The 20,340-nt window shown below is 66.9% G+C and carries 19 protein-coding genes; 7 read left to right on the top strand and 12 right to left on the bottom strand.

Features of this window, described 5'->3' with window-relative positions; translation table 11 throughout:
* Positions 1 to 24: 24 nt before the first annotated feature.
* Positions 25 to 1,179 (bottom strand): rod shape-determining protein RodA, encoded by a 1,155-nt coding sequence (gene rodA / locus AC1Q5W_RS07405; RefSeq protein WP_492644160.1) that lies wholly within the window; start codon positions 1,177 to 1,179, stop codon positions 25 to 27.
* A 58-nt stretch (positions 1,180 to 1,237) separates the two neighbouring features.
* Here rodA and AC1Q5W_RS07400 point away from each other — a divergent pair, with 58 nt between their 5' ends.
* From AC1Q5W_RS07400 to ruvC, 7 genes are read left to right on the top strand one after another with little or no spacing between them, the layout of a single operon-like run.
* Entirely contained in the window at positions 1,238 to 1,825 is a 588-nt protein-coding gene (locus AC1Q5W_RS07400) for a YqiA/YcfP family alpha/beta fold hydrolase (RefSeq protein WP_492644161.1), read from the top strand.
* Between the two features lie 38 nt (positions 1,826 to 1,863).
* Positions 1,864 to 3,924: a ribonuclease catalytic domain-containing protein gene (locus AC1Q5W_RS07395; RefSeq protein ID WP_492644162.1), complete on the top strand. Its 2,061-nt coding sequence runs from the start codon at positions 1,864 to 1,866 to the stop codon at positions 3,922 to 3,924.
* Positions 3,925 to 3,926: 2 nt separating this feature from the next.
* A complete protein-coding gene (locus AC1Q5W_RS07390) occupies positions 3,927 to 4,781 on the top strand; it encodes an energy transducer TonB (RefSeq protein WP_492646131.1) in 855 nt (284 codons plus the stop codon).
* Positions 4,778 to 5,530, top strand: a complete 753-nt coding sequence (locus AC1Q5W_RS07385; RefSeq protein ID WP_492644163.1) for a transglycosylase domain-containing protein — start codon at positions 4,778 to 4,780, stop codon at positions 5,528 to 5,530. The genes AC1Q5W_RS07390 and AC1Q5W_RS07385 overlap by 4 nt, the downstream gene beginning before the upstream one ends.
* A 33-nt stretch (positions 5,531 to 5,563) precedes the next feature.
* Positions 5,564 to 6,175: a lysophospholipid acyltransferase family protein gene (locus AC1Q5W_RS07380; RefSeq protein WP_492644164.1), complete on the top strand. Its 612-nt coding sequence runs from the start codon at positions 5,564 to 5,566 to the stop codon at positions 6,173 to 6,175.
* 9 nt (positions 6,176 to 6,184) lie between these two features.
* Positions 6,185 to 7,174: a phosphatidate cytidylyltransferase gene (locus tag AC1Q5W_RS07375; RefSeq protein ID WP_492644165.1), complete on the top strand. Its 990-nt coding sequence runs from the start codon at positions 6,185 to 6,187 to the stop codon at positions 7,172 to 7,174.
* Between the two features lie 40 nt (positions 7,175 to 7,214).
* Positions 7,215 to 7,763 (top strand): crossover junction endodeoxyribonuclease RuvC, encoded by a 549-nt coding sequence (gene ruvC, locus AC1Q5W_RS07370; RefSeq protein WP_492644166.1) that lies wholly within the window; start codon positions 7,215 to 7,217, stop codon positions 7,761 to 7,763.
* 23 nt (positions 7,764 to 7,786) lie between these two features.
* Here the strand turns inward: ruvC and AC1Q5W_RS07365 are convergent, their stop codons facing one another.
* The 11 genes from AC1Q5W_RS07365 to mraY form a co-directional block, all read right to left on the bottom strand.
* Positions 7,787 to 7,963: a hypothetical protein gene (locus AC1Q5W_RS07365; RefSeq protein ID WP_492644167.1), complete on the bottom strand. Its 177-nt coding sequence runs from the start codon at positions 7,961 to 7,963 to the stop codon at positions 7,787 to 7,789.
* A 22-nt stretch (positions 7,964 to 7,985) separates the two neighbouring features.
* Positions 7,986 to 8,909, bottom strand: coding sequence for a UDP-3-O-acyl-N-acetylglucosamine deacetylase (gene lpxC / locus AC1Q5W_RS07360; protein ID WP_492644168.1), 924 nt, complete (start codon positions 8,907 to 8,909; stop codon positions 7,986 to 7,988).
* Between the two features lie 93 nt (positions 8,910 to 9,002).
* The gene (gene ftsZ / locus AC1Q5W_RS07355) at positions 9,003 to 10,232 is read right to left on the bottom strand and encodes a cell division protein FtsZ (RefSeq protein ID WP_492644169.1); all 1,230 of its coding nucleotides are present in this window, start codon (positions 10,230 to 10,232) and stop codon (positions 9,003 to 9,005) included.
* 143 nt (positions 10,233 to 10,375) lie between these two features.
* Positions 10,376 to 11,605, bottom strand: coding sequence for a cell division protein FtsA (gene ftsA / locus AC1Q5W_RS07350; RefSeq protein WP_492644170.1), 1,230 nt, complete (start codon positions 11,603 to 11,605; stop codon positions 10,376 to 10,378).
* A 25-nt stretch (positions 11,606 to 11,630) separates the two neighbouring features.
* Complete coding sequence (locus AC1Q5W_RS07345) at positions 11,631 to 12,416, bottom strand: cell division protein FtsQ/DivIB (RefSeq protein ID WP_492644171.1); 786 nt, start codon at positions 12,414 to 12,416, stop codon at positions 11,631 to 11,633.
* Entirely contained in the window at positions 12,413 to 13,405 is a 993-nt protein-coding gene (locus tag AC1Q5W_RS07340) for a D-alanine--D-alanine ligase (protein ID WP_492644172.1), read from the bottom strand. Before AC1Q5W_RS07340 ends, AC1Q5W_RS07345 begins: the two co-directional genes overlap by 4 nt.
* Complete coding sequence (gene murC, locus AC1Q5W_RS07335; protein WP_492644173.1) at positions 13,402 to 14,835, bottom strand: UDP-N-acetylmuramate--L-alanine ligase; 1,434 nt, start codon at positions 14,833 to 14,835, stop codon at positions 13,402 to 13,404. Before murC ends, AC1Q5W_RS07340 begins: the two co-directional genes overlap by 4 nt.
* Positions 14,832 to 16,031: an undecaprenyldiphospho-muramoylpentapeptide beta-N-acetylglucosaminyltransferase gene (gene murG / locus AC1Q5W_RS07330; RefSeq protein WP_492644174.1), complete on the bottom strand. Its 1,200-nt coding sequence runs from the start codon at positions 16,029 to 16,031 to the stop codon at positions 14,832 to 14,834. Before murG ends, murC begins: the two co-directional genes overlap by 4 nt.
* Complete coding sequence (gene ftsW / locus AC1Q5W_RS07325; protein WP_492644175.1) at positions 16,028 to 17,284, bottom strand: putative lipid II flippase FtsW; 1,257 nt, start codon at positions 17,282 to 17,284, stop codon at positions 16,028 to 16,030. The genes murG and ftsW overlap by 4 nt, the downstream gene beginning before the upstream one ends.
* Positions 17,281 to 19,146: a UDP-N-acetylmuramoyl-L-alanine--D-glutamate ligase gene (murD, locus tag AC1Q5W_RS07320; RefSeq protein ID WP_492644176.1), complete on the bottom strand. Its 1,866-nt coding sequence runs from the start codon at positions 19,144 to 19,146 to the stop codon at positions 17,281 to 17,283. Before murD ends, ftsW begins: the two co-directional genes overlap by 4 nt.
* Positions 19,143 to 20,321, bottom strand: coding sequence for a phospho-N-acetylmuramoyl-pentapeptide-transferase (gene mraY / locus AC1Q5W_RS07315; protein WP_492644177.1), 1,179 nt, complete (start codon positions 20,319 to 20,321; stop codon positions 19,143 to 19,145). Before mraY ends, murD begins: the two co-directional genes overlap by 4 nt.
* Between the last annotated feature and the right edge of the window lie 19 nt (positions 20,322 to 20,340).

Here is a 20,340-nt window from a genome sequence, read left to right as displayed (position 1 = left end):
GCCTCCCCGCAAGCCTGCTGGCGCTCAGGACTGCACCAGCCGCTTGGAGTTGGAAATCGACATCAGGATGCCCAGCGCCAGCCCCAGCGTCACCATGGCGGTGCCGCCGTAGCTGATGAAGGGCAGGGGCACGCCCACCACGGGCAGGATGCCGCTGACCATGCCCATGTTGACGAAGGCATAGACAAAGAAAATCATGGTCACACTGCCGGCCAGCAGGCGCGAAAACAGGGTGGGTGCCTCGAGCGCGATGGCCAGGCCGCGCAGGATAAGGAAAATGAACGCGCCAATCAGGAACAGGTTGCCCAGCAGGCCGAACTCCTCGGAAAAGGCCGCGAAGATGAAGTCGGTGGTGCGCTCAGGAATGAATTCCAGGTGCGTCTGCGTGCCTTTCATGAAGCCCACGCCCAGCACGCCGCCGGAGCCGATGGCGATCATGCCCTGGATGATGTGGAAACCCTTGCCCAGCGGGTCGCGCGTGGGGTCCAGCAGGGTACAGATGCGCTGCTGCTGGTAATCGTGCAGCACCGGCCAGCGCACGCCATCGGCGCACAGGGACGGCTCGAACGCCACGATCAGCACCACCCCCACCAGACCCAGCACCACCGGCGGAATCACCAGCTTCCAGCTCATGCCGGCAAAGAAGATCACCGACAGGCCGGCGGCGAGAATCAGCAAGGCGGTGCCCAGATCGGGCTGCTTGATGATGAGCCCCACCGGCAACGCCAGCAGTACGGCGGCCACCATGAAGTCCAGCGGGCGCAGCTGGCCCTCGCGCTTCTGGAACCACCAGGCCAGCATCAGCGGCATGGCAATTTTCAAAATCTCGCTGGGCTGGATGGTCACGCCCACGTTGATCCAGCGTTTGGCGCCCTTCTTGGTGATGCCGAACACCGCCACGGCAACCAGCAGCGTGACCCCTATGACGTACAGGGGCACGGCCAGGGCCATCAGCCGCTGCGGCGGCACCTGGGCCACCACGAACATGATGGTGGCGGCAATCAGCATGTTGCGGCCGTGGTCCTCGAACCGGGTGCCGTGGTCGTAACCCGAGGAGTACATGGTGAGCAGGCCTGCGCAGGCCAGCATGAAAACGGCGAAGGCCAGCGGGCCGTCAAAACCTTGAAACCAGGGCAGGACGCGCCGCCAGAGGGGGGGGTTCTCGAAAACTGTTGCCATAAAGTCCCGCCATTATCGGCGGTACGGCGGGACCCTGTTTCGCCGTTACCATGCCCCGATGCCCACCACGCACCTGCTCTACCTGCACGGTTTCCGCTCCTCGCCCCAGTCCACCAAGGCTCGCACCATGGCCGCGCTGGTCGCTGCCCGTTTTCCCGGCGTCACCTGGTGGTGCCCGCAGCTGCCACCTTCTCCGCGCGAAGCCATGGCACTGGTCCTGCAGGGCATCCGGCACTGGCCGCGCGCCACCATGGCCGTCATGGGTTCCTCGCTGGGCGGCTTCTACGCCACTGCGGTGGCCGAGCAGACCGGCTGCAAGGCCGTGCTGCTCAACCCCGCGGTGCACCCGGCGCGCGATCTGGCCCGCTACATTGGCGAGCAGACCAGCTGGCACGACCCGCAGGAGCGGTTCTTCTTCCGCCCGGAATATGTGGACGAGCTGCGCGCCCTGCACGCCGGCCCCCTGACCCACCCCGAGCGCTACCTGGCCATCCTGGCCCAAGGGGATGAAGTGCTGGACTGGCGCGAGATGCACGCCCGCTATGCCGCCACCCAGGTCACCCTGCTGACCGGCAGCGACCATGCCCTGAGCGACTTCGACGCCCAGCTGGACCGCGTGCTGGCGTTTCTGGAGCTGGCCGCCTGAATCCCGGCGCCTGGGCCGCCCATGGGACAATCCACCCCATGTATGTATTGTTTGAAGAAACCGGAAAATTCCTGGCCGGTCGTATCCTGTCCGAGGCGGAGTCCTCCGCCCAGGTGGAACTCGACAGCGGCAAGCGCGTCAAGGTCAAGGCCGCCAACCTCCTGCTGAAGTTCGAGAAACCGGCGCCAGCCGAGCTGATCGCGCAGGCGCAGGCCGCCAGCCAGGGCATCGAGCTGGAGCTGGCCTGGGAGTTCGCCCCCGAAGACGAGTTCGGCTTCGCCGACCTGGCGCGTGACTATTTCTCTGCCCAGGCCCCGCTGGTGGAGCAGGCGGCCATGCTGTTTCGCCTGTTCGAGGCGCCGCACTACTTCCGCCGCGCCGGCAAGGGGCGTTTCCGCAAGGCATCGGCCGAGGTGATTGCGCAGGCCCTGGCCGCCATCGAGAAGAAAAAACTGGTGGCGCTGCAGATCACGCAGTGGGCCACCGACCTGGGCGCCGGCCAGTGCCCGGCGCCGATCCAGGAGCAGCTGTACAAGATCCTGTTCAAACCCGACAAGAACGCCCCCGAGTACAAGGCCGTGGTGGAGGCGGCCCGCGCCACCCATACCGCGCCACTGGAGCTGCTGCAAAAGGCCGGCGCCATTGCCTCGCCCTACCAGTTCCACTGGAAGCGCTTCCTGCTGGAGAACTTCCCCAAGGGCACGGGCTTTCCCACTATTGCGGCGCCCACCATCGACGATGCGCTGCCGCTGGCCCCGGTGCAGGCCTTCTCCATTGACGACTCGGCCACCACGGAAATTGACGACGCCCTCTCGGTGCAGGGCCTGGGCAGCGGCACCCTCACGCTGGGCATCCACATTGCCGCGCCCGGGCTGGCCGTGCGCCCCGGCAGCGCCGTGGACCAGCTCGGCCGTGCCCGCCTGTCCACGGTCTACATGCCCGGCTACAAGGTCACCATGCTGCCCGACGACGTGGTGCAGAGCTACACCCTGCAGGAGGGACGCGACTGCCCGGCGCTGTCGCTCTACGTCACGCTGGACGAGGCCACACTGGAGATCCAAGGCAGCGAGTCCCGCGTGGAGCGCGTGCCCATCGCCTGGAACCTGCGCCACGACCAGCTCGACACCGTGGTCACCGAGGCCTGGCTGACCGACCCCGCTTTCAACCATGAAAACGAGCCACACCCCTTGCCGGACCTGCGTGAGCAGCTATCATTTTTATACCGCTTAGCCCAAAACCTGAAGGCCAAGCGCGAGGTGGTGCGCGGCAAGCCCGAGACCTTCAACCGGCCGGATTACAACTTCCGGCTGCTGGAAAACGGCAAGCTGGAGCCGCAGGGCCACGAGACCGTGCAGATCAGCACCCGCATGCGCGGCGCGCCGCTGGACCTGATCGTGTCCGAGGCCATGATCCTGGCCAACAGCACCTGGGGCAACTGGATGGCCGAGCTGGGCGTGCCCGGCATCTACCGCAGCCAGGCCTCGCTCGCTCCCGGAGTGAAGGTGCGCATGGGCACCAAGGCCCTGCCGCACGCCGGCATTGGCGTGAAAAGCTACGCCTGGAGCACCTCGCCGCTGCGCCGCTACACCGACCTGGTCAACCAGTGGCAGATCATTGCCTGCGTCAAGCACGGCAAGACCGCGGCGCTGGCCGCGCCGTTCAAGCCCAAGGACGCCGAGCTGTTTTCCATCATCTCCGGCTTCGATGCGGCCTACAGTGCCTACAACGGTTTCCAGGGCGCCATCGAGCGGTTCTGGACCCTGCGCTACCTGCAGCAAAACGCCATCACCGAGCTGACGGCCAGCGTGTTCAAGGACAACATGGTGCGCGCCGACACCCTGCCCCTGGTGCTGCCGGTGATGGGTGCGCAGAACCTGCCACGCGGCGCGCGGGTGCGGGTGAAGCTCGGCGAGATGGACCTCATCACGCTGGACATCCACGGCACCGTGGTGGAGCAACTCGACACACCGGCGGCCGGGGCCGCAACGGCCGATGAGGAAGCCGACGGCGGAGAAGACGAGGAAGTGGCCGGCCCGATTGCGATCGCCGTCGACCTGGACGAACCCACCGAGCCTTCCGGCGATAATCCTGCTCCGTGAACCTGCGGTCCTTCAGCACTCTCCAACTCGCCCTTGGCGCATCCATTGCGGTGCACGCCGCGCTGCTGACAGTGCGCTTCGTGGACCCCGAGTCCTTCAATCGGGTGTTTGAGGACACGCCGCTGGAAGTCATCCTGGTCAACGCGCGCAGCAACGAAAAGCCCGACAAGGCCCGGGCCATCGCCCAGGCCGCGCTGGCCGGAGGGGGTGACGCCGACAAGGGCCGCGCCACCAGCCCGCTGCCGCCCTCCGCGTTCACGGACCTAGGCGACACCATGGAGCAGGAATCGGCCCGGCAGCTGCAGACCCTGCAGGAGCAGCAGACCACCTTGCTGGCCGAAGTGAAGAACCAGCTCACCGCCCTGCGCGCGCCCGACCCGCGCCAGGCGCCCACCAAGGCCGAGCAGGCCGAACGCGAAGCCAAGCGCCGCCAGCTGACCAAGCTGCTGGCCGAGATCGAACGGCGCATCAACCAGGAAAACGAGCGCCCGAAGAAGCGCTACATCAGCCCGGCGACGCGCGAAGAGGTGTACGCGGTGTACTACGACGCCATGCGCCACGCCATTGAAGACCGCGGCACCGAGAACTTCCCGCAGGCCGGCGGCAGGAAACTGTACGGCGAGCTCACCATGGTGGTGACCGTGAACCACGACGGCCGGGTGCTCGACACCGAGGTGGCCCAGAGCTCGGGCAACGCCACGCTGGACCGGCGCGCCGCCAACATCGCCCGGTCCGCCGGTCCCTTCGGCGCCTTCAATGCGGCCATGCGCCGCCAGGCCGACCAGATCCTGGTGGTGTCGCGCTTCAAGTTCACCCGCAACGAGACGCTGGAAGCCAGCATGGCCGCACAGCCATGAAAGCCCTGCTGCGCTGGCTCGGCCTGTGCGTGCTCGCCCTGGCAGCCTTGCAGCTGTACTTTGTGCTGCGCATTGCCACCATGGCGGTGGTGGCACCCCAGTCCACCACCTTCCAGCGCTCCGAAGCCTGGCGCATTGCCAACGAAACCGGCACCCTGCGCTGGCGCCAGCAATGGGTGGACTACGCGCAGATTTCCAACAACCTCAAGCGTGCCGTCATCGCCTCGGAAGATGATGGCTTCAGCAGCCACGATGGCGTGGACTGGGACGCGCTGGAGAAGGCCTGGGAGAAGAATGCCAAGGCCGAACAGCGCGCCGCGGCCCGCAAGCCCGAAACGCGCATGACCCAGGGTAAACCGGTGCCTGTGGCCCGGCCACCCAAGATCGTGGGCGGCTCCACCATCACCCAGCAACTGGCCAAGAACCTGTTCCTGTCGGGCGAGCGCACCCTGGTGCGCAAGGGCCAGGAGTTTGTGCTGACGCTGCTGCTGGAGCGCCTGCTCTCCAAGCAGCGCATCCTGGAGATCTACCTCAACAGCGTGGAATGGGGCGAAGGCGTGTTCGGGGCCGAGGCGGCCGCGCAGCATTACTTTCGCAAGCCCGCCTCCCAGCTCAATGCCTTCGAAGCCGCGCGCCTGGCCGTGATGCTGCCGCGCCCGCGCTACTTCGAGAAGCTGCCCAACTCGGCCTACCTGTCGGGCCGCGCCGCCGTCATCACCGCTCGCATGGGCGACGCGCAGCTGCCCTGACCGGCACGGCCAACGGTCTGTATCATCGCGGCCATGCTTGCCAAGTTGATGGGTTGGTTTCTGCTGGGCCTGATCCGGGTGCTGACGGGCGCCCAGGCGCGCTGGCACGGTTGCCCGCCCAAGGCCGAACAGCGCATCTACTTCGCCAACCACCAGAGCCACGCCGACCTGGTGATGATCTGGGCCGCACTGCCCCACGAGCTGCGCAGCGTGACCCGCGCCATCGCCGCACGCGACTACTGGACCAAGTCGCCCTTTCGGCAATGGCTCACCACCGCCGTCTTCAACGTGATTTACGTCTCCCGCGACCGCAGCGCCGAGGAAGACCCGCTGGAGCCCCTGTTTGACGCATTGGAGAACGGCGACTCCATCATCCTGTTCCCCGAGGGCACCCGGGGATTCACCGGGGAGCCCCAGCCCTTCAAGGCGGGCCTGTACAACCTGGCGGCGAAATTTCCCAACGTGGTGCTGGTGCCGGTCTGGATCAACAACGTGCAGCACGTGTTGCCCAAGGGCGAGGTGGTGCCGGTGCCGGTGCTGTGCTCCGTCACGTTCGGCGCTCCCATGGCTCTGCAGGACGGCGAGGACCGCCGCGCCTTCCTGGAGCGTGCCCGCAGTGCCGTGCTGGCGCTGCGCGACGTATAGGACAAGGCCATGTACTTCTTCCTGAAAAACATGACTCCCACGCAGCAGGTCGGCGCCCTGTTCGTGCTGGTGTTCGGGCTGCTGCTGCTGGCCAGCGCCACGGCCTTCATCCTGTCCCTCCGCGACCATGGCGACGACGCCCACGCCGAGCGGTGGCGCAGGGAGCTCAAGGACGTGGACGGCATCCTGCGCACCAGCTGGTTCATGGTGCTGGTGTTCTGGGTCGGCTGGGTCGCCGGTGACTGGGTGGCGCTGACCCTGTTCGCCCTGGTCTCACTGTTTGCGCTGCGCGAATTCCTGACCCTGTCACCCACCCGCCTGGGCGACCACCGCAGCCTGGTACTGGCCTTTTTTGTGGTGCTGCCCGTGCAGTACTGGCTGGTGGGGGCCGGCCACTTCGACATGTTCGCGGTGTTCATCCCGGTCTATGTGTTTCTCGCGCTGCCCCTGGTCAGCGCCCTGGCCAACGATCCGCTGCGCTTCCTGGAACGCAATGCCAAGCTGCAGTGGGGCATCATGGTGTGCATCTACGGCATGAGCCACGTGCCGGCCCTGCTGATGCTGAAGTTCCCGGGCTACGACAACAAGAACGCCTTTCTGGTGTTCTTCCTGGTGCTTGTGATGCAGACCTGCATGCTGACGCAGCACCTGGCCGCGCGCCGGTTGCAGCGTCCGCCGGTGGCGCCGGCCATCAGCCGCAGCTTCAACTGGCGCAGCTGGGGCATGGGCGTGGGCGTGGGCAGCCTGGTGGGCGCCGTACTGGCGGGCATCACGCCCTGGGTGCCGGGCACGGCGTTTGCGCTGGCCTTCATCGCCTGCGTGGCCGGCTCGCTGGGGCACTTCGTCATGAAGGCCCTCAAGCGCGACCGCGGCATCCCCAGCTGGGGCGCCGAGGGCCGCTCCACCACCGGCGCCGGCGGCTTGCTCGACCGGGTGGACGCCCTGTGCTTTGCCGCACCGGTCTTCTTCCACTCCGCGCGGTGGTATTTCAACCTGTAGCCGGCGCCCATCTTGCGCAGGCAGCTACTAAAACCATAGCATGAGAATACTGGGTATCGATCCTGGCCTGCGCACCACCGGCTTCGGCGTGATCGACGTGGAAGGGTCCGCACTGCGCTACGTGGCCAGCGGCACCATCAGCACCCAGCACCTGGAAGTTGGCGCCCTGCCGGCGCGGCTCAAGGTACTGTTCGACGGCATCGGCGAGGTGGTGCAGCGCTACGAGCCGGACTGCGCCTGCGTGGAGATCGTGTTCGTCAACGTCAACCCCCAGTCCACCCTGCTGCTGGGGCAGGCCCGCGGCGCCTGCATTACCGCCCTGGTGTCCAAGGACCTGCCGGTGGCCGAATACACGGCGCTGCAGATGAAGCAGGCGGTGGCCGGTCACGGCCGGGCGGACAAGGCCCAGGTGCAGTCCATGGTGCAGCGCCTGCTGGTGCTGCCCGGCCTGCCCGGTCCGGACGCCGCCGACGCCCTGGGCCTGGCCATCACCCACGCCCACGCCGGCAGCGCCATGGCGCGCCTGGCGCAGGCCAGCGGCCTGGGCGGCAAGATCGGCGGCAATTACCGGGCGGGGCGCAGCCGCTGACGCAGCCAGGGCAGCCAGGGCGGCTAGGCGATTCGCTGCAGGATAAGGACACCGAAGAAGCCAAAGGCCCCCAGCAGCGTCCACTTCAGGATGAACAGGCCCCAGCGCTTGAAACGCGCCTGACCGGTCACGGCGAAGGCGGCAAACAGCACGGCCGCGCCCAGCAGCAGCAACAGAACGAACCAGCGGAAGAATGCCATGGCAACCGCGACGCCCAGCGCCCTACCAGGCCCGCGCCAGCTGCGCAAACCCGTTGGGGGCCTGCTTCTCGTCTTCGAAGGTCACCACATCCCAGGCATCGGCATGGGCGAGCAGTTCGCGCAGCAACTTGTTGTTGAGCGCGTGGCCGGAACGGAAAGCCCGGTAGCTGGCCAGCAGCGGCTTGCCCACCAGGTACAGGTCGCCCATGGCGTCCAGGATCTTGTGCTTGACGAACTCGTCGTCGTAGCGCAGACCGTCGGCGTTGAGCACCTTGTAGTCGTCCATGACGATGGCATTGTCCAGCCCGCCACCCAGCGCCAGGCCGTTGGCGCGCATCATCTCCACGTCCTTGGTGAAACCGAAGGTGCGCGCGCGCGCGATGTCCTTGGAGTAGGAGCCGGTGCTCATGTCGAACTCCACGCACTGGCCGGTGGAGTCCACCGCAGGGTGCTTGAAGTCGATCTCGAAGCTGAGCTTGTAGCCGTGGTACGGCTCCAGCCGCGCCCACTTCTCGGCCGCTCCCGTGCCTTCGCGCACCTCCACCGGGCGCAGCAGGCGGATGAAGCGGCGCGGCGCGTTCTGCAGCTCGATGCCCGCACTTTGCAGCAGGAACACAAACGACGCCGCCGAGCCGTCCAGAATGGGCACTTCCTCGGCCGTGATGTCCACGTACAGGTTGTCCACCCCCAGGCCGGCACAGGCCGACATCAGGTGTTCCACCGTGTTGACCTTGACCGCGCCATTGGAAATGGTGGACGCCAGCCGCGTATCCGTCACGGCTGTGGCCCCAACCACGATGTCCACGGGCGCGGGCAGATCCACGCGCCGGAACACGATGCCCGTGTCAGGCGCCGCCGGGCGCAGGGTCAGCTCCACCCGCTGGCCGCTGTGCAGCCCCACGCCCACGGCGCGGGTAATGGATTTGAGGGTTCGTTGTTTGAGCACGGCCATATTGTAAAAGCGCAGGGGCACGGACGCGGGGCCGCCCGCAGGCGACCCCGGCCCCCACAGGGGCGCCCATGCAGGGGTGTGGGGCGCTCAGTCCGCCTGCTTGCGCAGGAAGGCCGGGATTTCGTAGTCGTCCATGCCACCGCTGGACAGGGCGTCGACCTTGGCGGCAGCCGAGGTGCGGCCGCGCCAGACGGCCGGCGTACCCATGCTGCCGTAGTCCGGCTGGGCCAGACCTGCCGGTGCCGCGCCCACGCTGGCCACGCCATTGGCCTGGGCATTGAGCGTTGGCACATGGAACGGCACGTTGTCAGTACCGGTACGCAGCACCTGCAGCGGCGGGGCCGTGCGGCGCGCGCCCTGGCGGGACAGGCCGGTGGCCACCACGGTGACGCGGATGTTCTCGCCCAGCTCGTCGTCGTACGCAGTACCGTAGATCACATGCGCGTCGGGCGACGCGTAGGCGCGGATGGTGTTCATCGCCAGCTTGGATTCGGACAGCTTCAGCGAACCCTTGGCCGCGGTGATCAGCACCAGAACGCCCTTGGCGCCGGAGAGGTCGATGCCTTCGAGCAGCGGGCAGGCCACGGCCTGCTCGGCGGCAATGCGGGCGCGGTCCGGGCCGCTGGCCAGGGCCGTGCCCATCATGGCCTTGCCGGGCTCGCCCATCACGGTGCGCACGTCTTCAAAGTCGACGTTCACGTGGCCGGGCACGTTGATGATTTCGGCAATGCCGCCCACCGCGTTCTTCAGCACGTCGTTGGCGTGGGCAAAGGCCTCGTCCTGCGACACGTCATCGCCCAGCACTTCCAGCAGTTTTTCGTTGAGCACGACGATCAGCGAGTCCACATTGGCTTCCAGTTCAGTCAGACCGGAGTCGGCGTTGCTCATACGGCGGCCGCCTTCGAAGTCGAAGGGCTTGGTGACCACACCCACCGTCAGAATGCCCATTTCCTTGGCCACGCGGGCAATGACCGGCGCCGCGCCGGTGCCGGTGCCCCCGCCCATGCCGGCGGTGATGAACAGCATGTGCGCGCCTTCAATGGCGGTGCGGATATCGGACTCGGCCAGCTCGGCCGCCTCGCGGCCTTTCTCCGGCTTGCTGCCAGCGCCCAGGCCACCCGCGCCGAGCTGGATGGTCTTGTGCGCCGTGCTGCGGCACAGGGCCTGGGCATCGGTGTTGGCGCAGATGAACTCCACGCCGCCGACCGCCGTGTTGATCATGTGCTCGACCGCGTTGCCGCCGCCGCCGCCCACGCCAATGACCTTGATCTGGGTGCCTTGGTTAAACGCTTCTTCTTCAATCATTTCGATGGCCATGTTGTTCTCCTGAAGTTTCAATAAATCTGTTAACGCAGTTGCTGGTATGTTTTTGTATGTTGGGTCGGCCTAAGCCGGCGGATCTACGCATCGCCATCGCCAATGGGGACTTCCCCGTGCCAGCCAAGTCTTGTGTTCCATGGTCAGAAGTTCCCGATGAACCAGTCTTTGACCTGGCCGAGCGCTGTTTTCATGGAGCCGTTTTTCTGCGCCACCTTGTAGCCGCGCATGCGCGCCAGGCGGGCCTCTTCCAGCAGACCCATGACCGTGGCGGCACGGGGCTGGGCCACCATGTCCGACAGGGCGCCGGTGTATTTCGGAATGCCGCGGCGCACCGGCTTGAGGAAGATGTCTTCGCCCAGCTCCACCATGCCCGGCATGACGCAGCTGCCGCCCGTGAGCACGATGCCGGAGGACAGCACTTCCTCGTAGCCTGACTCGCGCATGACCTGGTTGACCAGGCTGAAAATTTCCTCGATGCGCGGCTCGATCACGCCGGCTAGCGCCTGGCGGCTGAGCATGCGCGGACCGCGGTCGCCCAGGCCGGGTACCTCGACTTGCGTCTCCGGGTCCACCAGCAGTTGCTTGGCGTGGCCGCTTTCGACCTTGATGTCCTCGGCATCCTTGGTCGGCGTGCGCAGGGCCATGGCGATGTCGCTGGTGATCAGGTCGCCGGCAATCGGGATCACGGCCGTGTGGCGGATGGCGCCGTTGGTGAAGATGGCGATGTCAGTGGTGCCGGCGCCAATGTCGACCAACGCCACGCCCAATTCGCGCTCGTCCTCGGTCAGCACGGAGAGGCTGCTGGCCAGCGGGTTGAGCATGAGCTGCTCCACTTCCAGGCCGCAGCGGCGCACGCACTTGATGATGTTCTCGGCCGCGCTCTGGGCGCCGGTCACGATGTGCACCTTGGCTTCCAGGCGGATGCCGCTCATGCCAATGGGCTCGCGCACGTCCTGGCCGTCGATGATGAATTCCTGCGGTTCCACCAGCAACAGGCGCTGGTCGGTGGAGATGTTGATGGCCTTGGCCGTCTCCACCACCCGGGCCACGTCCGCCGGCGTCACCTCGCGGTCTTTCACCGCCACCATGCCGCTGGAGTTCAGGCCACGGATGTGGCTGCCGGTGATGCCGGTGTACACGCGGGTGATCTTGCAGTCGGCCATCAGCTCCGCTTCGCGCAGCGCCTGCTGGATGCTCTGCACCGTGGCGTCGATGTTCACCACCACCCCGCGCTTGAGGCCGTTGCTGGGCGCCACGCCCAGGCCGGCCAGCTTCAGTTCGCCCCCGGGCAAGACCTCGGCCACCACCACCATGACCTTGGCGGTTCCGATATCCAGCCCGACGACGAGGTCTTTGTATTCTTTTGCCATATGGATTCCTGCGAGTCTTCTTCCGTTATTTTTTGGGGCCAGCGGCCGCCAGCGTGCTCACGCCGCGCAGCCGGATGGCATACCCGTTTTCATGCCGCAAATCCGCCGACTCCACGGCATTGGCATGCCGGGCGTAGCGGGAAGTCACCTGGGTGAGGGTCTGGAGGAAGCGCTGCACGCGCGCGACAATGTCCGCCGTCTCGCCCCGACCCAGTTCAATGACGGCCCCCGACTCCAGGTGGGCCCGCCAGCTGCCGCCGCCCGAGAGCTCCAGCTGCTCGATCGGCAATTCCATCGGCTCGAACAGCGGCGCCAGGGTGCGGTACATGGCCAGCACTTCGGCGCTGCGGCCTTCCGGTCCGCTGAGCTGGGGCAGTGCTTCCTGCTCCACTTCCCCCACGTTGGCCTCGAACACTTCGCCGTAGCTGTTGATCAGGCGCACGTCACCGTCGCCACCCCAGTAGGCCACCGGCTTGTGTTCCTGCAGCACGACCTGCAGGCGGTTGGGGAAATCGCGCCGCACCACGGCCTGGCGCACCCAGGGCACCGACTCGAAGACCGTCCGCACGCGGGCCAGGTCCACGCTGAAAAACGTGCCCGACAGGCGGGGGGTGACGTTGGCGCGCAGCGTGAGCAGGTTGTTGTGCTGGACATCCCCGCTGACGGTAATGCTGCGGATGTCAAAGACCGGCATGCGCGCAACCCAGCGGGCCAGGGCGACGGCGCCAAAGACGGCAAACGTCAGCAACAGGATCGCTGCGGTCATGTTCATCAGCTTGACATCCAGCGGCATCGCCTCGGCACGGTTCATGCGCGGGCACCTCCATCCAGGTCGGTGTGCTGCAGCAACTGCACGCACAGGTCTTCGTAGCTGATGCCGGCTGCCCGGGCCGACATGGGCACCAGCGAGTGCCCGGTCATGCCGGGCGAGGTGTTGATTTCCAGCAGGTAGGGCTTGCGGGTCCGCGCGTCGATCATCACGTCGGCCCGCGCCCAGCCGCGGCAACCCAGCACCTGGTAGGCCTTGCAGACCATGGCCGCAATGGCGTCTTCCTCGCCAGCAGGCAGGCCCGCCGGCACCAGGTACTGCGTGGTGTCGGTGAAGTACTTGTTCTGGTAGTCGTAGTTGCCGTCGGGCGCCACGATGCGGATGACGGGCAGCGCCCGTGGCTGGTCGGTGGGGCCCAGCACGGGACAGGTGACTTCGTCGCCGGCAATGAACTGCTCGCACAGCACCATGGGGTCGTGCTGGGACGCCAGTGCGTACGCGGCCTCGCACTGGTCGACCGACATGACCTTGGTAAAGCCGATGGAGGAGCCTTCGCGCGCGGGCTTAACGATCATGGGCGCGCCCAGCTCGGCAAACGCCGCACGGGTTTCGGCACCACTGTGCACCTGGCTCCACGCCGGGGTGGACAGGCCTTCAAAGCGCCAGATGCGCTTGGTCATGACCTTGTCCATGGAGATGCTCGACGCCATGACGCCCGAGCCGGTGTAGGGAATGCCCAGCAGTTCCAGGGCGCCCTGCACCGTGCCGTCTTCGCCGTGGCGACCATGCAGGGCAATGAAGCAGCGCGCGAAGCCTTCGCGCTTGAGCGCATCCAGGTCCCGCTCGGCCGGGTCGAACGCGTGGGCATCCACCCCGCGGGACAACAGCGCCTTGAGCACGCCGTTGCCCGACATCAGGGACACCTCGCGCTCGGCCGAGGTGCCGCCCATCAGGACGGCGACCTTGCCCAGCACGGAGCCCACGCCCGGGGCCGATCCGGCAGCCTTCAAATTTGCATCCAATTGGCTCATAGCCCTTGACCTTTCTGCGCAGGCAGCTCATTTTTTTGTAGCAGTTCCACCACCTTGGCTGGCACGGCACCGATGGAGCCGGCTCCCATGCTCAGCAGCACGTCGCCCGGCCGGGCGTTGTCCACGATGGCCTGGGGCATGGCGGCAATGTCGTCCACGAAGATCGGCTCCACCTTGCCGGCAATGCGCAGTGCCCGCGCCAGCGAGCGGCCGTCGGCGGCCACGATGGGCGCCTCGCCCGCGGCATAGACCTCACCCAGCAGCACCGAGTCAGCCTGGCCGATCACCTTGACGAAGTCTTCAAAGCAGTCGCGGGTGCGCGTGAAGCGGTGGGGCTGGAACGCCAGCACCAGGCGGCGCCCCGGGAAGGCCCCGCGCGCGGCCGCCAGCGTGGCGGCCATTTCCACCGGGTGGTGGCCGTAGTCGTCGATCACGGTGAGCACGCCGCCGGCGGGCAGCGGCAGATCCCCGTAGCGCTGGAAACGCCGGCCCACACCGCGGAACTCGGCCAGCGCCTTCACCACGGCGGCATCGGCGATGTTCAGCTCCACCGCCACGGCGATGGCCGACAGCGCATTGAGCACGTTGTGCCGACCCGGCAGGTTGAGCACCACGTCCAGGTCGGGCAGCACCACGCCGTTGCGGCGCTGCACCGTGAAATGCATCTGCCCCCCCACGGCACGCACGTCCACGGCCCGCACCTGGGCGTCTTCGTTGAAACCGTAGCTGGTAATCGGGCAGGTCACCTGCTCGGAGATCTCCCGCACGGCGGCGTCATCGGTGCACAGGATGGCCGTGCCGTAAAACGGCATGCGGTGCAGGAAGTCCACGAACGCCTTCTTCAGCTTGCCGAAGTCGTGGCCGTAGGTTTCCATGTGGTCGGCGTCGATGTTGGTCACGACCGCCATCACCGGCAACAGGTTCAGGAAGGAGGCGTCCGACTCGTCCGCCTCCACCACGATGTGCTCGCCCTGCCCCAGGCGGGCGTTGGTGCCGGCGCTGTTGAGCCGTCCGCCAATCACAAAGGTGGGGTCCAGACCGGCCTCGGCCAGCACGCTGGCCACCAGGCTGGTGGTGGTGGTCTTGCCATGGGTGCCGGCAATGGCAATGCCCTGCTTCAGGCGCATCAGCTCGGCCAGCATCAGGGCGCGCGGCACAACGGGAATGTGCATGGCACGGGCGCGGATGACCTCCGGGTTGTCGGCCTGCACCGCCGTGGACGTGACCACCGCGTCGGCGCCCGCCACGTGCTCGGCCGCGTGGCCCACATGGGTCTGGATGCCCAGCGTGGCCAGGCGTTTGAGCGTCGCGCTGTCGGACAGGTCGGAACCGGAAATGGTGTAGCCCAGGTTGCACAGCACCTCGGCAATGCCGGACATGCCGGAGCCGCCCACGCCGACAAAATGGATGTGTTTGATCGCGTGTTTCATTGGGCGAGCTCCTCGCAGGCGGACACTACCGCGTCCGTCGCATGAATTTGTTGCAGCTTTTTGGCCTGCAGGCCACGCTGCAGTAGCGCAGATCGCTCTGTTTTTTGTAGCAATTCGGCCAAGGCCGCGGGCGTCAGGCTTGTCTGCGGCAACAGCCAGCCGGCTCCCTGGTCCACCAGGAAGGCGGCGTTATGGGTCTGGTGGTCATCCACCGCTGCGGGAAAAGGCACAAACACCGCCGCGGCACCGACGGCCGCCAGCTCCGTCACGGTGCTGGCGCCCGCCCGGCAGATCACCAGGTCGGCGTCGGCAAAGGCCTGGGCCGTGTTGTCGATGAAGGGGGTGATAGTGACCTCCGGGGGGGCCTTCGGGTCTTGGGACGGCCCGGCGACGCTCACCGCAATTCCAGCCGCCGCATAGTTGGCCCGCAGTTCGTCGATCTGCTTCTCGCCGCTCTGGTGGATCACCAGCGGACGCTGGTCTGCCGGGATCAGCGCCAGGGCCTGCGGCACCACGGTGTTGAGCGCGCGCGCGCCCAGGCTGCCGCCCACTACCAGCACGCGCAACGGACCGCTGCGTCCGGCAAAGCGCTGCTCGGGCGCCGGCTGCAGCAGGAATTCCGCCCGCAGGGGGTTGCCCACCCACTGGCCCTTGGCAAACACGTTGGGAAAGGCCGTGAACACACGGCGTGCCAGCACCGCCAGCACCTTGTTGGCCATGCCGGCCACCGAATTCTGCTCATGCAGCACCAGGGGTTTGCCCAGCAGCGCCGCCATAACCCCCGCCGGGAAGGTAATGTAGCCGCCCAGCCCCACCACCACATCGGGTTGGACCCGGCGCAGCACCGCCCGGCTTTGCGCCAGGGCCCGCAGCAGGCGCAGCGGCAATGCGACCACGGTGCGCAGCCCCTTGCCGCGCACGCCGGAAAAATGCACCAGCTCCAGCGGGAATCCTTTGGCGGGTACCAGTCGGCTTTCCATGCTGTCGGGTGCACCCAGCCAGTGCACGCGCCAGCCGCGTTCGCGCAGGGCCTGCGCCACTGCCAGCCCCGGAAAGATGTGCCCCCCGGTGCCGCCGGCCATGATCAATGCGCAAGGACTGTGCGCCCCCACGCTTGTCACTGCGTGTACTGCACTGCCCCCCGAGGGGGCCCTCACGCCTTGGGACGGCCCGGCGGCGTTCATGTTCGCGCTCATACACGGCCTCCGTGCATGAGTTGTCGGTTCTCGTAGTCGATGCGCAGCACCACGGCGATCGAAATCAGGTTGATCAGGATGGCCGAGCCGCCGTAGCTCATGAGCGGCAGCGTCAGGCCCTTGGTGGGCAAGGCCCCCAGGTTCACGCCCATGTTGATGAAGGACTGGAACCCCATCCAGATGCCCACACCCTGCGCCACCAGCCCGGCGAACACGCGGTCCAGCGCAATGGCCTGGCGCCCGATGTGCATCATGCGCCGCGTGAGCCACAGGAACAGCGCGATCACCGCCAGCACGCCCAGCAGCCCGAATTCCTCGCCAATCACCGCCAGCAAGAAGTCGGTGTGCGCTTCGGGCAGCCAGTGCAATTTTTCCACGCTGCCGCCCAGCCCCACGCCAAAGATTTCACCGCGGCCGATGGCGATCAGTGAGTGGGTCAGCTGGTAGCCCTTGGCCAGCGCGTTGTTCTCGCTCCAGGGGTCCAGATAGGCAAAAATCCGCGCCCGCCGGTAGTCGTTGAACGCGATCATGAGCCCGAAGGCGGCCACCAGCACCGTGGCAATCAGAAAGAACATGCGGGCATTGACGCCGCCCAGGAACAGGATGCCCATGGCGATCACGGAGATCACCATGAAGGCGCCCATGTCCGGCTCCGCCAGCAGCAGCGTGCCGACAATGGCGACCGCCACACCCATGGGCAGAACGGCGCGGAAAAACCGCTCCTTGACCTCCATCTTGCGCACCATGTAATCGGCGGCGTACAGCAGCACGGCGAACTTGGCCAGCTCGGAGGGCTGGAAATTCAGGATGCCCAAAGCAATCCAGCGCCGGGCACCATTGACACCCTTGCCGATGAAAGGCACCAGCACCAGGATGAGCAGCGCCAGAGAGACCACAAACAGCCAGGGCGCAGCCTTCTCCCAGGCCTGGATGGGAATCTGGAAGGCGATCAGCGCCGCCACAAATGCCACGGCAATCGAGGCCATGTGGCGCACCAGGAAATGCGCGTGGGTGTAGTTGGCGAAGCGCGGGTTTTCGGGCATGGCAATGGAGGCCGAATACACCATCACCGAGCCCCACAGCAGCAACGCCGCCACCACCCAGACCAGCGGCTGGTCAAACCCGCGCACCGGCGCCACGGCGGTGGTGGACGAGAACGAGCCCCGCCCCCCCAGACGCACCGGCAGGGCGGAGGCCGCCGGCGCCACGCGCGCCGCAAACCAGCCTTTCAGGGAGGAGCCCCAGGCGCTCATGCACCGCCCTCCAGGTCCACGCCGGTCGACCGTGCCAGCTCCTGCACCGCGGCGCAGAACACACGGGCACGGTGCGCGTAGTCGTCAAACATGTCAAAACTGGCACAGGCCGGCGACATCAGCACCGCGTCGCCCGCGTGGGCCCGCTGGTTGGCCAGCGCCACCGCCGCTTCCATGGACTCGGCGTCCGCCAGGGGAACCCCGGTCTGCTCCAGCGCCTGGCGGATCAAGGGCGCGTCACGCCCGATGAGCACCACGGCGCGCACGTAGCGGGCAACCGGCGCGGCCAGCGGCGAAAAGTCCTGCCCCTTGCCTTCCCCACCCAGAATGACGACCACCTTGCGGTCGGCTCCCAGGCCCTGCAGCGCAGCGGCGGTGGCCCCCACATTGGTGCCCTTGCTGTCATCGAAGAACTCCACACCGTTGAGGATGCCCACCGGCTCCACACGGTGGGGTTCGCCCCGGTACTCGCGCAAGCCATACAGGAGTGGCGCCAGCGTGCACCCGGCCGCGGCGCACAGCGCCAGGGCCGCCAGGGCATTGCTGGCGTTGTGGCGCCCACGGATGCGCAGCGCGTCGGCGGGCATCAGGCGCTGGATGTGCAACTCTTCCTCGTCGTCCTTGCGCTTCTTGCGGGTTTCGTCGGCTTCCAGTGCGCGCACCAGCCACACCATGCCATTGACTTCCTCCAGGCCGAAGTCGCCGGGGCGCCGGGGCATGTCGCAGCCAAAGGTGATGTGGGCACGCACCTGCGGGCGCTGCAGCTTGACGCGAACCGGCTCGGGCAGCATGGCCATCACGGCGGCGTCGTCGCGGTTGAGCACCATCAGCGCGTGCTGACCAAAGATGCGGGCCTTGGCCTGGGCGTAGGCCTGCATGCTGCCATGCCAGTCCAGGTGATCCTGGGTGAGGTTGAGCACTACGGCCGCCGTGGGCTCGAAGCGATCCGCGGCATCCAGCTGGAAGCTCGACAGCTCCAACACCCACACCTGCGGCAGGGTCTGCGCATCCAGGTGCCCCGCCAGCGTGTCCAGCAAAGTGGGACCGATGTTGCCGGCCACCGCCACGGTCTTGCCGGCATGGGCCATCAGCTGGCCGGTGAGGGAGGTGACCGTGGTCTTGCCGTTGGTGCCGGTGATGGCGAGCACCGCCGGTGTGTAGGCGCGGGTTTCGCGCAGGGCCTCCAGCGCCATGGCATACAGGCTCAGCTCGCCACCGGTGGTGATCTGGCTGGCCTGCGCCGCGGCCAGAACCGGCGCCACCGTTTCCGGGCTGAGGCCGGGGGAGCGGTACACCGCCTGCAGGTTCTGGCCCTCGACCAGCGCCGCATTGAAATCGCCGGCCACGAAACGCACCTGCGGCAGTTCCTGCTGCAGCACCGCCAACTGGGGCGGCGCAGCGCGCGTGTCGGCCACCGTCACGTGGGCCGCACCCGTGCGCACGCACCAGCGCGCCATGGCCAGACCCGAGGCCCCCAGCCCCAGGATCAGGACGTTTCGCCCCAGCAGCGGTTGCAAGGGCGCCTGCGCGCCCGCCACGGCCGGCTCCGCCACGTGTTCTGCCGCGTCCTGCACGGTCTGCGGTTCGGACGCCGTCTGCCCGGGCACGGCCTTGTCGGCCAGGGTCTCGGCAAAGACCTGCGCCACGAATTCGGCGGCATCGCGCGCGGCGGTCAGGGTGGTCGGCAAGGCCCGCACCGTTGTCGCGGGTGCCGCGGTTTTCTGCTCCACCGCGGCAAACGACTCCTCGGCCTGCGGCGCAGGTGCGCCGGGCTGCGACTCCTGCGCAGGCAGGTCTGCCCCGGCGTCTACCGGAGGCACCGCGGGCAGGTCGTCGGGAGTGGGCGGTTCGTAGGGATTCATCGTAATTTCAGGGTGGACAGGCCCACCAGGCACAGCAGCATGGTGATGATCCAGAAACGCACGACCACCTGGGTTTCCTTCCAGCCGGCCTTCTCGAAATGGTGGTGCAGCGGTGCCATCTTCAGCAGGCGGCGCCCCTCTCCGAATTTCTTCTTGGTGTACTTGAAGTAGGTCACCTGCAGCATCACCGACAGGGCTTCGACCACAAACACGCCACCCATGATGGCGAGCACGATTTCCTGGCGCACGATGACGGCAATGGTGCCCAGTGCCGCACCCAGGGCCAGGGCACCCACATCCCCCATGAACACCTGCGCCGGATGGGTGTTGAACCACAGAAAGGCCAGACCGGAGCCGGCCATGGCGGCACAGAAAATCATCAGTTCGCCCGATCCCGGAATCAGCGGGAAGAACAGGTACCGGGAATACACGGCGCTGCCGGTGACGTAGGCAAACACGCCCAGCGCAGAACCCACCATCACCACCGGCATGATGGCCAGGCCATCCAGGCCATCGGTCAGGTTGACGGCGTTGCTGGAGCCGACGATGACCAGGTAGGTCAGGATGACAAAACCCAGCACGCCCAGGGGGTAGCTCACCTCCTTGATGAAGGGCAGCAGCAGGCCGGCCTTGGGCGGCAGATTGACGTCAAACCCCGAGCGCACCCAGTTGAAGAACAGCTCCAGCACCCGCAGGTTAGAGCTTTCGGAGATGCTGAACACCAGATACAGCGCCGCAAGCAGGCCGATGACGGACTGCCAGAAATACTTCTCGCGCGAGCGCATACCTTCCGGGTCCTTGTGCACCACCTTGCGCCAGTCATCCACCCAGCCAATGGCGCCAAAGCCCAGCGTCACCAGCAGCACGATCCAGACAAAGCGGTTGCCCAGGTCGGCCCACAGCAGGGTGGACACCGCAATCGCCAGCAAAATCAGCACGCCACCCATGGTGGGGGTGCCGCTTTTCTGCAGATGCGTTTCCATGCCGTAACCGCGCACCGGCTGGCCGATCTTGAGTTCGCGCAGGCGCCGGATCACGTACGGTCCCGCAGCCAGGCCGATCACCAGGGCCGTCAGCGCCGCCATGACGGCGCGAAACGTCAGGTACTGGAACACCCGGAAAAAACCGAACTCGGGCGACAGGGTTTGCAGCCATTGGGCCAGGCTCAACAACATGGGACTTCTCCAAATGGGC

The sequence above is a fragment of the Rhodoferax sp. MLSD5-FHT05B10 genome, assembly GCF_058793415.1.
The sequence above is the reverse complement of the archived record's forward strand: the minus strand, read 5'-3'. Positions and strand labels throughout refer to the sequence as shown.